Origin of the sequence: Massilia norwichensis, assembly GCF_024753245.1 — a bacterium.
Lineage (GTDB): Bacteria > Pseudomonadota > Gammaproteobacteria > Burkholderiales > Burkholderiaceae_D > Telluria > Telluria norwichensis.
This window is the reverse complement of the sequence record NZ_JANUGX010000013.1, coordinates 99495-113434: the sequence shown is the minus strand read 5'-3', so window position 1 is coordinate 113434 and position 13940 is coordinate 99495. Positions and strand designations below refer to the sequence as shown.

Below are 13940 nucleotides of genomic sequence, written 5' to 3'. Positions count from 1 at the left end.
CTTGCGGTTTATTTGTTGACCGGACGGAGGCTGCCGCAGTCGGCGCTCAGCCATTTGCCGGTCACGTCCATGTCCACCGCCTGTTGCTGGCCGCCTTGCATGCCCTTGATGTGCATTTGCGCGCGGTAGCTGGTGTCGCTGTCCATCGTCAGCTCGCCTTCGCCGCTGGCCGGCGGCCTGGTGCAGCTGAACGCGACCTTCATCCTGTTGGCCGACTGCTGCGTCACCTTCTGTTTGCAGTCGCCTTCCGCCACCGGAAATTCCTTCCGCTGGACCATTTCCTTGGTCATGCAGATGCGCGTCGTCAGCGCGCCGCCGGGGCCGATGTTCATCTGCACGCCGTTGCGTTCCATCATCTGCTGCATCGCCTGGCGCTGTTCCGGCGACATGTTGGCCATGTGCTTTTGCACCATGGCCATGGCCGACTGCGTCTGAGCGTCCTGGGAGCTCACCTTGTTGTTCACTTCCCAGAGGCCCGGCTTCATGGTCTGGGCAGCGGCCGGCAGGGCCGCGCAGGCGAGGGCGCAGGCAGCGGCAAGGAATGCGAAACGCATCTTCATGGATTGTTCTCCTGTAACTGAGGTGGGAAAGGTCTTCAGGACGCTTCGTGGCGGCCCAGCACCCGGCGTTCCAGATGCAGCAGGAGCAGCACGGTCTTGGCGTCATCGATGCCGCCGGTGTCGATCAGCGCCAGCGCGTCGTCGAAGTCCATCTCGAGCACCTCGATGTCCTCGCCTTCCTCGGGCTTGCCGCCGCCCGGGCCGCAGCGTTTCGCGGGGTCGTATTCGGCCACGAACAGGTGGATGCGCTCGGTGATCGAGCCGGGGCTGACGAACAGCGTCATCACCGGGTCCAGGCGCTCGATCTGGTAGCCGGTTTCCTCGCAGGCTTCCAGCTTCGCGCGCTCGGCGGGCGGCGCATCGTCCAGCACCCCGGCGGTCGCTTCCAGCAGGAAGCCGTCGCTGCCATTCAGCCGCGCGCCGATGCGGAACTGGCGCGTCAGGATGACGGTGCGGCGTTCGCGGTTGTACAGCATCACGGCGGCGCCGGACGCGCTGTCGTAGACCTCGCGCTGCTGCGCCTGCCAGCTACCGTCCTGGCGCCGCTGTTCGTAGCTGATTTTCTTGAGGGGGTAGTAGTCGTCCGCGAGGATGTTCTCGCCGACGATGCGGATGCGTTGTTCTGCCATGGCGTCTCCTGGTCAAATGTCCGCCGAGCATACACTGCGGGCATGAAAAAAGCCGCCCGGCTTGCGCGGGGCGGCTTTGGTTCGCACCAGGCGATCAGGCAATCAGATGATTACTTGAACTTGTACGAAGCGGACAGGCGGAAGTAGCGGCCCATACCGTTGTGCAGCTGGCTGTTGAAGCCGGTGACGGCTTCACGCGGATCGTACGGGGCCTTGGTGTCGAACAGGTTGCGGATGTTCGCCGACAGGGTCCAGTTCTTGAAGCCGGTGTACGAGTAAGCGGCGCCGAAGGTCAGCCATTCGTCGACGTTGCAGTCCGGGTTCGAGTAGCCGTAGTTCGGCAGGCCGCCCAGCGAGTAGGCGGTCGACGGCTGGCCCTTGCCGTAGTAGCAGTACGGCTGCGGGTAGGTCACGTCGTTGTCGTAGCGGCGCAGCAGCGAGATGTTCGACACGAAGTCGGCCGACAGGGTCGCGGCGTGGTCGCCACGGGTCCAGGTCGAAGCGACGTTCAGGCGGTGACGCGGGATGTCGCCGACCGAGGTTGCCCAGTCGGACAGACCACCGTTGGTGCCGGTCAGGTCGTGCGAGATTTCGCCCGGACGCTCCACACGCTTGTAACGCAGCGTGTAGGTGTAGTTGACACGGGTCGTGATACGGCCCATCTCGCCCAGGTTCATGCGGTGCGCGCCTTCGACGTCGATACCCGAGGTGTCGGTGCTGCCCTGGTTCACGAAGGTACGGTTGATCGCCAGCAGCTGGCCCGAGTTCGGGATCACCTGGCCGTTTGCATCGACCAGGTTGTTGTTGTCACGCACGGCCAGGCCCGGGTACAGCTCCGGGTGCTGGGCCACGAAGGTCGACGACAGCAGCGCGGTCTCGTTTTCCTTGCGGATACGGAAGTAGTCGATCAGGATGTCGACGTTCTTGGTCGGGTTGATGATCGCGCCGAACGAGTAGCTGCGCGAGGTTTCGTTCTTCAGGTTCGGGTTCGGAGCGGACACCGACGAGATGCCGCGCGAGCAATCCAGCGGATCGGCGCCGTTGACCGGGGTGCGGCCGTCCGGGCAGCGGATCGGGTCGGCAAAGCCGTTGTTGAACGACTGCACGCCACCCGGCGACACTTGCGACAGTGCCGGTGCGCGGAAGCCCTTGGCGAACGAGCCGCGGAAGGTCAGCTTGTCGTTCGCTTCCCACTTGGCGCCGACTTTCGGCACGAAGCTCTTGGCGGTCGGGTACTTGTCGTAGCGGCCGGCGAAGTCCATTTCGAAGGACTTGGTGAACGGCGTACGCAGTTCGACGAAGCCCGACTTGACCGTGCGCTGGCCACCCAGCACCGAGTTCGACAGGCCGATGATGTTGCCCGATGCCAGTTCCGGATCCGAGGTCAGGCCCAGCTTTTCCTGGCGGATTTCGGCACCGAAGGCGACGCCGACGTCGCCGCCCGGCAGTTTGCCGACGGTGGTCGATGCCTTGGCATCCAGCTGCATGACTTGCGAGAAGCCGGTGTTGTCGACGTCGCGCACCGCGTTCGGATCGGCGATGGTGGCGGCGATGGTGCGGCCTTCGGTGACGATGCGGTTGACGACCGGGAAGTACAGCATGCCGTGCATCAGGTCGTCACGCTCGGCGCGGTTGTACAGGAAGCCGGTTTCCCAGTCGAAGGCGCCGGTGGTGCCTTTCAGGCCGGTCAGGAAACGGTAGGTCTTGTTGACGGTTTCCGAGCTGGCGTCGGTGCCGACGAAGCGGAAGGCCGCCGCGGCGCTGTAGCCGGCGTACGGATTGTCCGGGTGACCCGACGGCAGCAGCAGCTGGTAGCTGGTCGGCAGGCCGTTGACGCGGAACACGGTGGTCGGGGTGGTCGACGCGATGGTGCGCGGCGCGCCGGTGTACTCACGCTCGACGCGCGAGAAGCCGACTTCGGTGAACGAGGTCACGTTCTCGCCCAGCTTGACGGTGATGCGCGACAGCAGGTTGACGTCGGTACCTTTCGACTGCGCTTCCTGGTATTCGTTGGTGTCGAACGAGCAGAACGAACGGCCGGTCAGCATCGAGCTGTTGGTGATGCCGATGCCGTGCTCCGGACCACCGGTGATGACCTTGCCGTTGCAGCCGGCGGTGGTGTTGCTGATGTAGCGGCCGGCGGCGGCGGTGGTCGAGAAGCCTGCGCCCGGGGCCGACTGGCGGAAGATGAACGGGTTGCCCGACACGTAGCTGCTGTAGTCGTTCAGGCGGTAGTTGATCGCCGAGTACTGGTCCTGCTCGATGTCCTTCACATCCTTGATGCCGGTACGGCCGCGCTGCGAGACGTCGAAGCTCAGCAGGGCGTTGAAACGGTTGGTTTCCAGGTCGCCGAAGCCGAACGAGCCGTTGATGTTGTTGCGGTTGAACTCGCCGTCATCGTTGGCCGAGGTCGAGGCGGTGATTTCGCCGCCCTGGTAGTCGTCCTTGGTGATGAAGTTGATGACGCCGGCGATCGCGTCCGAGCCGTACACGGCCGAGGCGCCATCCTTGAACACTTCGACGCGGGCGATGGCCGACACCGGGATGCTGTTCAGGTCATAGATGGTCGACTTGCCCTGGTTCGGGTCGGCGTAAGCCGAGGCGGCGATACGGCGGCCGTTCAGCAGGACCAGGGTCGACGAGGTGCCCAGGTTACGCAGCGAAGCGGTCGAAGCGCCTTTCGAGAAGCCGTTGTCGTCGCGGATGTCGTTGGCGGTGCCCGTGCCGAAGGCCGGGATGTTGTGCAGCAGTTCGGCGACGGTGTTGGCGCCGGTGGCGGTGATTTCCTTGGCGGTCATCACGGTGATCGGCGACGAGTCTTCCTTGTCGGCGCGCTTGATGTTCGAACCGGTCACGTAGACCTTCTGTACTTGCGCCTGCTCTGCCTGCGCGTACACGAAGCCCGGTACTGCCAGGGTGAGGGCCACAGCGAGGACGCTGTGCTTTACTGCGAGTTGCTTAGTCAAAATCTCTCCAATACTTTTGTTTCGAAGCCGGGGCTTCACTTTTCCAACCTCGGCGGGTCGCACCAGCCAAGAGGAGGATCAGAACATTTCTGATACGAAAAAGTCAAATCGGATTCGTGATTTTGTGTGCATATTGCAACGGGTATAAACAGGGGTGATGGTGCCATGCAACATTGGCACTGTTTCCGTATATGCACAAGAAAAACTAATGCATGTGGAAACGGGTACTGGGAGGGAGAAAAGATGCGCGGGATTTTGCTTGCGTAAATACGAAACGGGTGATGCGGCAGCGTCTATCGCTTGCGCGCCGCATCACCCATTCAAATATCACTGAAATTCACCAGACGCCGCGGGTAGCGCTGCGGCGCCCGGCAAGGATCAGCCGGCGCGGCCGGGTTCGTTCACATAAATTTCGACGCGGCGGTTGCGGGCGCGGCCGGCCGGATCGTCGTTCGAGGCGATCGGCTCGCGTGCCGCGCGGCCCTCGACGGTGATGCGGTTCGGATTGACGCCGCGCCCTGCCAGGTAGTCGCGCGCATGGGCCGCGCGGTCGAGCGACAGCGGCTGGTTGATCTGGTCGCCGCCGGTGCTGTCGGTGTGGCCGATGATGGTCACGTAGGTGGCCGGATTCTCCTGCAGCGTGCTGGCGAAGCGGTCGAGGATGGGCCGGAAGTTCGGCTTGATGTCGGACCGGTTGGTGTCGAAGGAGATGTCGCTCGGGATCTCGAGCTTGAGGCGGTTGTCGGCGGTCTGCGAGACCTGCACGCCGGTGCCGCGGGTGGCCTGTTCCATCGCCTGGCGCTGCTGCTCCATGTGTTTCGACCAGACGTTGCCGGCCACGGCGCCAGCCAGGCCGCCCAGCACCGCGCCGCGGGTGGCGCGGCCGCTGCCGCCGCCACCCGTGCTGGCCCCGATGATGGCGCCCAGGCCAGCGCCGACGCCGGCGCCGGTGGCGGTGCCGCGTTGGGTCGCGTTCATGTCGGCGCAGCCGCTGGCGGCCACGGCAAGGACGGTCGCGCACAGGGTGGACCGGAAGAGGGCGGTGTGTTTGTTCATGATGTGCTCCTTCAAAAAAAACATCCGTTTCGTAGTCGCACCCTCATCTTCAGGGCACGACCGCGAAACGGATCGGTCAGTCTTGCGGGTGTTGCGTAACGGGACCTTATATGCCACGTCCACTGATCAGGCGAACCAGGATCATGATCACGGCAACGACCAGCAGGATGTGGATGAAGCCGCCGACGGTATAGGAAGTTACCAGGCCCAGCAGCCAAAGAATGATGAGTACGACAGCGATAGTATAGAGCATGATAGTGTCCTCTTCGTTTGAACCGGCGATGTCTTTGCCGTGAGTTCAGTATTCCAAAAGGCGCCGCTGTGCTCCGTTCGTTGACGTACATTAGGCCACGGATTTTTGTTCTTTTCGCAATCCCGGCACCCAGCCCATGAAACCCATCAGGCCGACGAAACCGATCAGGCAGGTCAGCAGGCCGCCGGTGATCAGGAAGAACACGTCGTGGGCGGCGATGTCGGTCGTGCCCGGCTGCGGCGCCGGCCCGGCGCTGACGAGGCCGAAGGCGGTCAGAAGCAGACCCCAGAGAATGATGCCCATCCATGCAATGCTGTTCATTGGACTCCCTTTCGCGTGATTGGTCTCTGCCGATGAGCTGGCGTTAAATGATTCTTGACCGACACAAGCCCACGTTCCGTGCGCTGGCGCACATTGCGAAAAAGAAAACAAAAACGGGGCCGCAGCCCCGTTCGATCTCACCCGGCATGGGTAGAGGGTGACTTATGCCGCGCGCAGCGAACCCTTGACGATGCGCACGCGGTCGCCGGTGCGCCATTGCGGCGCGCTTTGCTGGTGGAAGGTGCGCAGGGTGCCGTCGTCCAGGCGGACCCGGATCTCGTAGCTGTGGTTGGCCTTCATATTGCCTTCGACCTGGTTGCCGACCACCGCGCCGCCGACCGCACCGGCCACCGTCGCCAGCTGACGGCCATGGCCGCCGCCGACCTGGTTGCCCAGCAGGCCACCGAGGATGGCGCCGCCGGCGGCACCGATGCCGCTGCCCTGGGCGCGGGTCGTGATCGTGCGGATCGATTCGACGTTGCCGCAGTTGCTGCACCAGCGGCTCGCCGAGTCTTCCTGCGCGACGCGGGTCGTGGTCTTCGCCTTCGGGTGGCTTTCGCGCACCGGTGTCGGCGCCGGCACTGGTTCGGCGTAGCCCGAGCCAGTCGCGCCCTGGGCGCTGTTGCCGTAGGCGGTGCTGCCCTGGGCCGGGTAGGCCGGCGCGTAGCCTGGCGCATAGCCAGCGGCGGTGCTGGCCGTGGTCGGCGCGATCGTCGCCGGCTGGGTGGCCGGCAGCGGTGCGGTCGTCACCGGGGTGGCGGGCGCATAGGCGCCGGTGGTCGGCTGGGCGGCATAGCCCGGCTGCTGCAGGCTGGCGTTGAGGGCGGCGCGGTCGGCCTCGCTCAGGTCGCCCGTCGCCGTGCGTCCTTTGGAGGAGGGCAGCCAGCCCATGATGGCGGCCGTGCCGACCGCGCAGAACAGGATCACGGCGAGTGCCGCGAGGATCAGGAGCGGATGCTGTCCGCTGCGTGTCGATGGTGTCGTATGGTTCGGGTTCATGGCTGGCCTCTATGTTCTTCAGTTCGGTCCAGGCATTGTCTCTGTCAACAACAACCGGTTCCGTGCGTCACCGTACATACTTCGCCCGGCCGCGCCGGTACGCTGACCAAAAGTTGTTAGCAAATGATACCGCGACGTCAGCCGCAGCTCTGCCCTGGCGTCCAACCGCGAGGGTCCGATGAATTCTCCTGCTGCACCCATGGTCGCCGAGCATAACGCCAACCTGCTGCTGGCCGCGCTTCCGCCGGAAGATCTGGCACGCATGCTGCCGGCGCTCGACCAGGTCCAGGTGGAGGTGGGGGCCGTGCTGTGCGAACCGGGCGACCCCATCCGCCACATCTATTTTCCGCACGACTGCCTGGTCTCGATGATGGCCGTGGCCGAAGTGCGCATGACGCTGGAAGTCGGCCTGGTCGGCCGCGAAGGCATGATCGGCGCCACCGTCGCGCTCGGCCACGACACCACCCAGGTGCGCGCCGTGGTGCAGCGTGCCGGCAGTGCCAGCCGCATCGACGCCGACCTGTTTCGCGCCGAGTTCGCGCGTAGTCCGGCGCTGCAGCGCGTGCTGTACCGCTACACGGACACGCTGCTGGCCCAGGCCATCCAGATCGCCGTGTGCAGCCGCTACCACGTGCTCGAAGCGCGCCTGGCGCGATCGCTGCTCGTCACGCGCGACCGCCTGCAGTCCGACCGCTTCCACCTGACCCACGAATTCCTGGCGCATGCGCTGGGTGTGCGGCGGGTCGGCGTCACCAAGGCCGCCAGCGCGCTGCAGCAGCAGGGCCTGATCAACTACAGCCGGGGCAATATCGAGATCCTCGATCCGCTCGGCTTGTCCCACGCCGCCTGCACCTGCTACGAGATCGTGCGCGAGGCTGGGGCCGGCACCTCCGCACCGCTGTTCGTGTGATCTCCGGGCCGCCGGCCCGGCGGCTTTTCTTCCATCGATCGGCACAAAACAAAACGCCCCGCACGAAGCGGGGCGTTTTCACATCACCCGCGTCGAGCGGGCTGCCGTGCGACTTAGTGGGTCTTGCCGGTCTGGTTGCCGATCACGCCGCCGACGGCTGCGCCGCCCACTGCGCCGACAGCGCTGCCGCCAGTCAGGACCGAGCCGGCCACGGCGCCGACGCCGGCGCCGACAGCGGTGTTACGGTCCTGGCGCGACATGTCGGCGCAGCCGGTCATGGCCAGTGCAGCAGTTGCCAGGGAAGCAGTCAGAACGATTTGTTTGATGGTTTTCATGATGGATCTCCTTACGGTGGGTTTGGTCTTGTCTTCTACCTGAGGCGCAGGTCATTCCTGACCGACTTCACGCCCTTCACTGTGCGCGCGGCCGCTGCAGCCGCCGCCACGTCGTCCGCCGAGCTGACGTATCCGCCCAGCTGCACGACGCCCTGATCGGTTTCCACTTTGAGCTCGGAAACCTTCAGGTTCGGATCCCCGACGATGGCTGCCTTGACTCCGGTCGTGATGGTGGCGTCCTTGATGGCCTGGTCCGATTGCGAATTGGTCGAGGCACATCCCGAGACGGTCACCGGGCCCAGCACCAAGGCAGCCAGCAGCGTCGCGGTACATCCGAATTGCTTCATAGTGATTCCATTCTAGTAATGCACAAAACTGGGGTCTGTTCGACATCTCACACACCTGCACTCAGCTCAGCGTTTCTGTTTGCCCGGCGGCGGCGCCTGCGGCTTGGCCCTGGCCTCGGCCAGCAGGGAAGCGCAGGGGCTCTTCTCGCCCGGACCGGTGTTGATCAGGGGGAGCAGGGCGGCGGCCGGCGCGGCCACCACGGCCAGCGCCACCGCGGCGCCACCCTTCATCGCCAGCACCTTCTTGTCGAGCTGCAGGTCGGGCTTCTTGAAGGTGCCGCGCACGTAGAACGGGGTGCGCAGCGTGAACAGGCGCAGCGCCTTGGTCTCCGGCTTCACGCGCAGGTCCATCTGCTCGTTGCCGAGGTTGACCCAGCCGTTGATGTCGACGATCGCTTCCTCGGTGTCGAGCACGAAGGTGTTGGTCGAGGCCACGCCGTTCTTGACGTCGAGGTCGGACGCCAGGCAGTTCAGCTGGACCTGTTTGTCGCCGAACAGCTTGGTGATGATGATGTTGCCGACGTTCAGGCCGGCTTCCTCGAGCAGCAGCTTGCTGACCACGCCTTCGCTGACCAGGCCCTTCACTTCGCCGTTCGACTTGGCGAGCATCTCGCCGACCGAGTCGCCGGTGGCGGTCAGCTTGGCCTGCGCATAGATGTCGCCGGCGGTGGCCTGCTGGATCTTCTGGACCTGCGGGAACAGCTGCTTGACCTCGATGTGGCGCGCGGTGGCGTCCAGCGTGGCCTTGATCGCATCCTTGCCGGCGCCGCCGCTGCCGTCCAGCGTGATGTCCGACGTCACGGTGCCGCCGGCCAGGCCGAAGTTAAGCGGGTGCAGTTTCAGCACGCCGTTGTCCAGCGTCAGGTGGGTGTTCAGCTTGTTGAGCGGCAGCTGCGCGGTCTTGACGATGCGGTCGGCGGTGAAGCGCACGTCGGCGTCCAGCACCTTCCACTTCGCGGTGTTGAACTTCTCGACCGGCAGCGCCTTGTCCTTCGGCTGCACCGCGGCCACGCCGCGTTCGCGCTTGCTGGCGTTGGAATCGGCGCCGACCAGCGGACCCAGGTCGGCAAAGCGCAGCTGGTTCGAGTGGATGGTGCCGCTCAGCTTGTTGCGCGGCTTCTGGCCCTGGAAGGTCAGGGTGCCGTTGATGTCGGACTCGCCGACCTTGCCCTTGAACTTCTCGTAGGTCCAGCGGCTGCGCTTGCTGTCCGATTCGTCGGCCAGCGTGCCGGTCAGGTGGCCGTCGGTCGAGAAGGGCGGGGTCTCGGGCAGCACCACCCCGGTGAAGGGGTAGAGCCGCGCCAGGCTGCGGCCCGCCAGCTTCAGCTGCAGGTCGACCCCGGCCAGCTTGGCCGGCCGCGTGACCGTGCCTTCGAGCGCCAGCCGGGCCGGACCCGAACGCACGTCGGCCTGGACCGGGAAGGGCGCGTCCTGGTCCTTCAGGGTCAGCACGCCGCCGGTCTTGCCGCCGCCCGTGACCGGCGCGTCGTTGTAGGTGCCGTGGACCTTGAAGGCGACGCCGTATGTCGGATCGTTGGCGATGGTGTCGACGTCGGCCGTGATGTCGGCGTCGGTGACCGCATCCTTGATGTGGATGACGCCCTTGGCCAGCACCAGGCGCTCGAGGTCGAGCTCCCACTTCGATTCCTTCTTCTCGTGCTTGTAGGCCCAGTTGTAGTGCGTCGCATCGGTGCGCAGCAGTTCCAGGCGCGGACCGTCGACCCGCAGCACGGGAATATTGATCGTGTGCTTGAGCAGCGGGAAGGGGTTCAGCGAGAACGAGACCTGGCGCACGCTGGCGGTATCGCCCCTGGCCATGTTGGCCGGATTGCCGACGTGCACGTCGTTGGCGTAGAGGTGCGGCCAGGGAATGTGGTCGCGCCAGGTGCGCTGGCCCGGGATGATGGTGTCCGACGGGCGTTCCCATTTGACCGACAGATCGCCGACGATGGCGAAGGGGCGGTCGATGGCGTCGCTGACCTTGGCGTTCAGCCAGGGCTTGGCGCGGTTCCAGTCGAAGGTCAGCAGGATGATGATGGCGATGACCGGGATGGCGATCAGGATGCCGAGGATCCAGAGCACGATCTTCAGCCCGCGCGACATGGCGCGCTTGCCGTGGTGCTTGCCGGATGCGTTGCCGGGGCTCGCCTGGTCCGCCGGCCTGTTCTCCTCATGCTGTTGGGTTGTCATAAGCAATCCTTCTGGTGGGAGTGTGTTGAGGCCACATTAACGTAAAGGTCGGCAAATCAATGTGCGGTGTCGCACCCAAGCGGGGTAGGCATTGATGCAACACAGGCTCTATGTGCGGCAGCGAACCGATCTCTGTGAGCAAGAGGCTTATAACGTTACCAACACAATCTTTCTTCAAACGGGAGTACGACGATGGACATGAAATCGATGAACCTGTTGTTGCGGGTTGGCGCAGCCGCCGCGGTCTTGAGCCTGGCCGCCTGCGCGAGCCCGGAAAAGACCCCGGCCACGGCTGCTGTCGCGGTATCGCACAACGCCGTCGATAACGCCGTGTCGGCCGGTGCGCCCGAGCTGGCGCCGGAAGAGATCAGCGCCGCTCGCAGCAAGATGATGCAGGCCAACCAGGCGCTGGCCGCCAAGGATTACAAGCGCGCCCGCGAACTCGCGGTGCAGGCCCAGGCCGATGCCAAGCTGGCCCAGGCCAAGGCGACCTCGGCCAAGGCCACGGCGGCATCGAACGCGCTGAACGAAGATCTGCGCGTGCTGCGCCAGGAAGTGGACCGCGCCAATTCCGATCAACAATAAAAAAGGAGCTACGATGAAATCGACGTTTCTGAAATCGGCGGCCTTCGCCAGCGCCGTGCTGCTGGCCGCCTGCAGCACCGTCCCGACCACCACCGCCACCCTCGACGAGGCGCGCGCCGATTATGTGGCCGCCAGCAACAACCCGGCCGTCGCCAGCAACGCACCGATGGAATTCCGCCAGGCCAGCGAGGCGCTCGACCGCGCCAACCAGGCCGCCGCCAAGCGCGAGAGCCTGGACACCATCGACCGCCTGGCCTATGTGGCCAAGCAGCGCATCGCCACCGCCCAGGAAGTGGCGAAGGCCAAGACCGCCGAGGCCGAGATCGCCGATGCCAGCCGCCAGCGCGACCGCGTGCAGCTCGAAGCCCGCACCGCCGAGGCCGAGCGCGCCAAGCGCGAAGCCGCCGCCGCCAACGCCCAGGTCGCCGCTGCCCAGCAGCAAGCCCAGGACGCCCAGGCCCAGGCCGCCGCTGCCCAGCAGCAGGCCGCCCAGCTGGCCGAGCGTTCGGCGCGCCTGGAAGCCATCCTGGTCGAGCTGCACGCGCAGAAGACCGAGCGCGGCATGGTGGTCACGATCGGAGACGTCCTGTTCGGTACCGACCGCGCCGAGCTGACGCCGAACGGCATGGCGACCGTGCGCAAATTGGCCGAGGTCATGATGCAGAACCCCGACCGCACCGTGCTGGTCGAAGGATTTACCGACAGCACCGGCAGCCATTCCCATAACCAGGAACTGTCGGAGCGCCGCGCCCAATCCGTGGCCCAGGCCCTGACCAGCCTCGGCGTCCCGCGCGAGCGCGTGGCGATGCGCGGCTATGGCGAAGCGTACCCGGTGGCGTCGAACGACAGCGCCTCGAACCGCCAGCTGAACCGCCGCGTCGAAATCGTGCTGTCGAACGAGAACGCGTCGATCCCGCCGCGAGCGGCGGCGCGCTGATTCATCCGCAGTTGCAGTTTTATTTGAAAGAAGGGTAGACAGACCATGAACGAGACGAATTCCAACCTGGCGCACGGCTTCGACATCGAGGAGATCCGCCGGGCCGCCGCCAACCTCGAAGACGGCGCCGTGACCGCAGGCTACGCCGCCGACCGCGAGGCGGTGGTGGCGATGCTGAACGCCGCGCTGGCCACCGAGCTGCTGTGCGTGCTGCGCTACAAGCGTCACTACTACACCGCGAGCGGCCCGAACGTCGCCCACATCAAGGCCGAGTTCCTCGAGCACGCCCAGCAGGAACAGGACCACGCCGACCGCATCGCCGAGCGCATCGTGCAGCTGAACGGTTCGCCGAACTTCAACCCGGCCACGCTGACCCAGCGCAGCCACGCCGAGTACGACGATTCGGAAGACGTGCAGGCGATGATCCGCGCCGACCTGATCGCCGAGCGCGTGGCGATCGAATCCTACCGCCAGATGATCCTGGCGATCGGCGACAAGGACCCGACCACCAAGAACATGCTGATCGAGATCCTGGCGACCGAAGAGGAACACGCCGACGACATGGCCGACCTGCTGGCATAAGAATTCTTACCAACCCACCAAAGAACAAGGAGTACAACATGCTCGAATCCATCCGCGCCAACGCCAACGCCGCACGCGCCAAAGCCACCGCGGCTTCCATCGACGGCAAGCTGGACGATGCCGGCGCCGACATGCAGACGCTGGTCAAGGATGCCCAGTCGCTGCTGACCGCGGCCGCCTCGCTGACCGGCACCAAGGCCGACGAACTGCGCGAGCGCGGCATGCACATGCTGGACGCGGCGCTGGGCAAGGGCAGCCAGTACAAGGATCAAGCCATGGTCAAGGGCAAGGAACTGGCGCAGTCTGCCGATGTCTACGTTAAAGACAACCCATGGCGCACCGTTGCCGTGGCAGCCGGCGCTGGCCTGCTGCTCGGTGTCCTGCTGGGCCGCAAATAATCCGGGTCGGGGGCAGCCATGGAAAATAACGAAAACGTCGTGCATGGCCCCGGCCTCATGGGTGGGATCACGGGCCTGGCGAAAAACCTGTTCGGCCTCGTGGTGTCGCGCGTGGAGCTTGCCGCGCTCGAGATGACCGAGGTGCGCAACCACCTGATCGAGCTGGTCGCCATCTTCGCCGGCGCCATCCTCGCCACCTGGTTCGCCATCGCCTACGGCACCGCGACCATCGTCGCTCTGGCCTGGGACGAAATGGGTTGGAAGATCCTGCTCGTCATGTTCATCGTCTTCCTCGTCGTCACCGGCATCCTGGTGGCCAAGGGCCTGTCCATGCTGAAGCAGGGCAAGCTGGCCTTCCCGGAGACGATGAAGGAACTGCGCAACGACCGCGACATGATTATGTAATCGGAGAGAACATGGACAAGAACGATCATCGCAGCCACGAGGAAAAGAAGCGCGCGCTGCTGCGCGACGGCGAGTTCTATCGCGCCGGCGTCGCGCACGCACGCGCCCAGATCAAGCACTCGGCCCGTCCCGAAGTGATGTTCCATTCGGTGCTCGACCACGCGACCTGGGTTCTGCGCGCGCGTGCCGACGCACTGCTGAAACCAACCGGTACAAGCGTATCGGCGCTGGCCCCTTATGCCCTAACCGTGCTAGGCTTCATCCGTAAGCGCAAGCTCGGTAAGCCGGCGCTGGGGGTTGCTGCTCTGGCTGGCGTTGCCGCTTGGTACGTACAGCGCAAACGCGCGCAGCAAATGGCATACTGAGAGCGCATCCGCAAGCGGCCAGGCATCACCGGGCCGCTTCGGATGGCAGACGACACAGAATATGGTGGGGCTTGAGCGGCGTCGCAATCTCTGGATTGGACG

17 protein-coding genes are annotated in these 13940 nt (G+C 65.1%); 7 read left to right on the top strand and 10 right to left on the bottom strand.

Features of this window, described 5'->3' with window-relative positions; genetic code table 11:
- Positions 1–8: 8 nt before the first annotated feature.
- The 7 genes from NX782_RS12790 to NX782_RS12760 all read right to left on the bottom strand — a co-directional run bounded on the left by NX782_RS12790 (position 9) and on the right by NX782_RS12760 (position 6784).
- Positions 9–560, bottom strand: a complete 552-nt coding sequence (locus NX782_RS12790) for a DUF3617 domain-containing protein (protein WP_258845851.1) — start codon at positions 558–560, stop codon at positions 9–11.
- 35 nt (positions 561–595) lie between these two features.
- Positions 596–1189, bottom strand: coding sequence for an NUDIX hydrolase (locus NX782_RS12785; RefSeq protein WP_258845850.1), 594 nt, complete (start codon positions 1187–1189; stop codon positions 596–598).
- 110 nt (positions 1190–1299) lie between these two features.
- Positions 1300–4155: a TonB-dependent receptor plug domain-containing protein gene (locus NX782_RS12780; RefSeq protein WP_258845849.1), complete on the bottom strand. Its 2856-nt coding sequence runs from the start codon at positions 4153–4155 to the stop codon at positions 1300–1302.
- A gap of 378 nt (positions 4156–4533) precedes the next feature.
- Positions 4534–5211, bottom strand: coding sequence for a YiaD family glycine zipper/OmpA-like lipoprotein (locus NX782_RS12775; protein ID WP_258845848.1), 678 nt, complete (start codon positions 5209–5211; stop codon positions 4534–4536).
- A 106-nt stretch (positions 5212–5317) separates the two neighbouring features.
- Positions 5318–5464 carry a lmo0937 family membrane protein gene (locus tag NX782_RS12770; protein ID WP_230029538.1) on the bottom strand — a complete coding sequence of 49 codons (147 nt, stop codon included), beginning with the start codon at positions 5462–5464 and terminating at the stop codon, positions 5318–5320.
- 90 nt (positions 5465–5554) lie between these two features.
- Complete coding sequence (locus NX782_RS12765; protein ID WP_258845847.1) at positions 5555–5785, bottom strand: hypothetical protein; 231 nt, start codon at positions 5783–5785, stop codon at positions 5555–5557.
- 162 nt (positions 5786–5947) lie between these two features.
- Positions 5948–6784, bottom strand: a complete 837-nt coding sequence (locus NX782_RS12760; RefSeq protein WP_258845846.1) for a glycine zipper 2TM domain-containing protein — start codon at positions 6782–6784, stop codon at positions 5948–5950.
- 178 nt (positions 6785–6962) lie between these two features.
- Here NX782_RS12760 and NX782_RS12755 point away from each other — a divergent pair, with 178 nt between their 5' ends.
- Complete coding sequence (locus tag NX782_RS12755; protein ID WP_258845845.1) at positions 6963–7694, top strand: Crp/Fnr family transcriptional regulator; 732 nt, start codon at positions 6963–6965, stop codon at positions 7692–7694.
- A 113-nt stretch (positions 7695–7807) separates the two neighbouring features.
- Here the strand turns inward: NX782_RS12755 and NX782_RS12750 are convergent, their stop codons facing one another.
- The 3 genes from NX782_RS12750 to NX782_RS12740 all read right to left on the bottom strand — a co-directional run bounded on the left by NX782_RS12750 (position 7808) and on the right by NX782_RS12740 (position 10566).
- Entirely contained in the window at positions 7808–8029 is a 222-nt protein-coding gene (locus NX782_RS12750) for a YMGG-like glycine zipper-containing protein (RefSeq protein WP_258845844.1), read from the bottom strand.
- Positions 8030–8064: 35 nt separating this feature from the next.
- Positions 8065–8376 carry a BON domain-containing protein gene (locus tag NX782_RS12745; RefSeq protein ID WP_258845843.1) on the bottom strand — a complete coding sequence of 104 codons (312 nt, stop codon included), beginning with the start codon at positions 8374–8376 and terminating at the stop codon, positions 8065–8067.
- A gap of 66 nt (positions 8377–8442) precedes the next feature.
- Positions 8443–10566, bottom strand: coding sequence for an AsmA family protein (locus tag NX782_RS12740; RefSeq protein WP_258845842.1), 2124 nt, complete (start codon positions 10564–10566; stop codon positions 8443–8445).
- A gap of 192 nt (positions 10567–10758) precedes the next feature.
- On the opposite strand from NX782_RS12740, the gene NX782_RS12735 reads away from it, so the two are divergent.
- The 6 genes from NX782_RS12735 to NX782_RS12710 all read left to right on the top strand — a co-directional run bounded on the left by NX782_RS12735 (position 10759) and on the right by NX782_RS12710 (position 13838).
- The gene (locus NX782_RS12735; RefSeq protein ID WP_258845841.1) at positions 10759–11151 is read left to right on the top strand and encodes a DUF4398 domain-containing protein; all 393 of its coding nucleotides are present in this window, start codon (positions 10759–10761) and stop codon (positions 11149–11151) included.
- A 13-nt stretch (positions 11152–11164) separates the two neighbouring features.
- Entirely contained in the window at positions 11165–12088 is a 924-nt protein-coding gene (locus tag NX782_RS12730; RefSeq protein ID WP_258845840.1) for an OmpA family protein, read from the top strand.
- A gap of 45 nt (positions 12089–12133) precedes the next feature.
- Positions 12134–12670 carry a ferritin-like domain-containing protein gene (locus NX782_RS12725; protein WP_258845839.1) on the top strand — a complete coding sequence of 179 codons (537 nt, stop codon included), beginning with the start codon at positions 12134–12136 and terminating at the stop codon, positions 12668–12670.
- Between the two features lie 131 nt (positions 12671–12801).
- The gene (locus NX782_RS12720; protein ID WP_258845876.1) at positions 12802–13068 is read left to right on the top strand and encodes an ElaB/YgaM/YqjD family protein; all 267 of its coding nucleotides are present in this window, start codon (positions 12802–12804) and stop codon (positions 13066–13068) included.
- 18 nt (positions 13069–13086) lie between these two features.
- Positions 13087–13473: a phage holin family protein gene (locus NX782_RS12715; RefSeq protein ID WP_258845838.1), complete on the top strand. Its 387-nt coding sequence runs from the start codon at positions 13087–13089 to the stop codon at positions 13471–13473.
- Between the two features lie 11 nt (positions 13474–13484).
- The gene (locus NX782_RS12710) at positions 13485–13838 is read left to right on the top strand and encodes a hypothetical protein (protein ID WP_258845837.1); all 354 of its coding nucleotides are present in this window, start codon (positions 13485–13487) and stop codon (positions 13836–13838) included.
- The last annotated feature ends 102 nt before the right edge of the window (positions 13839–13940 follow it).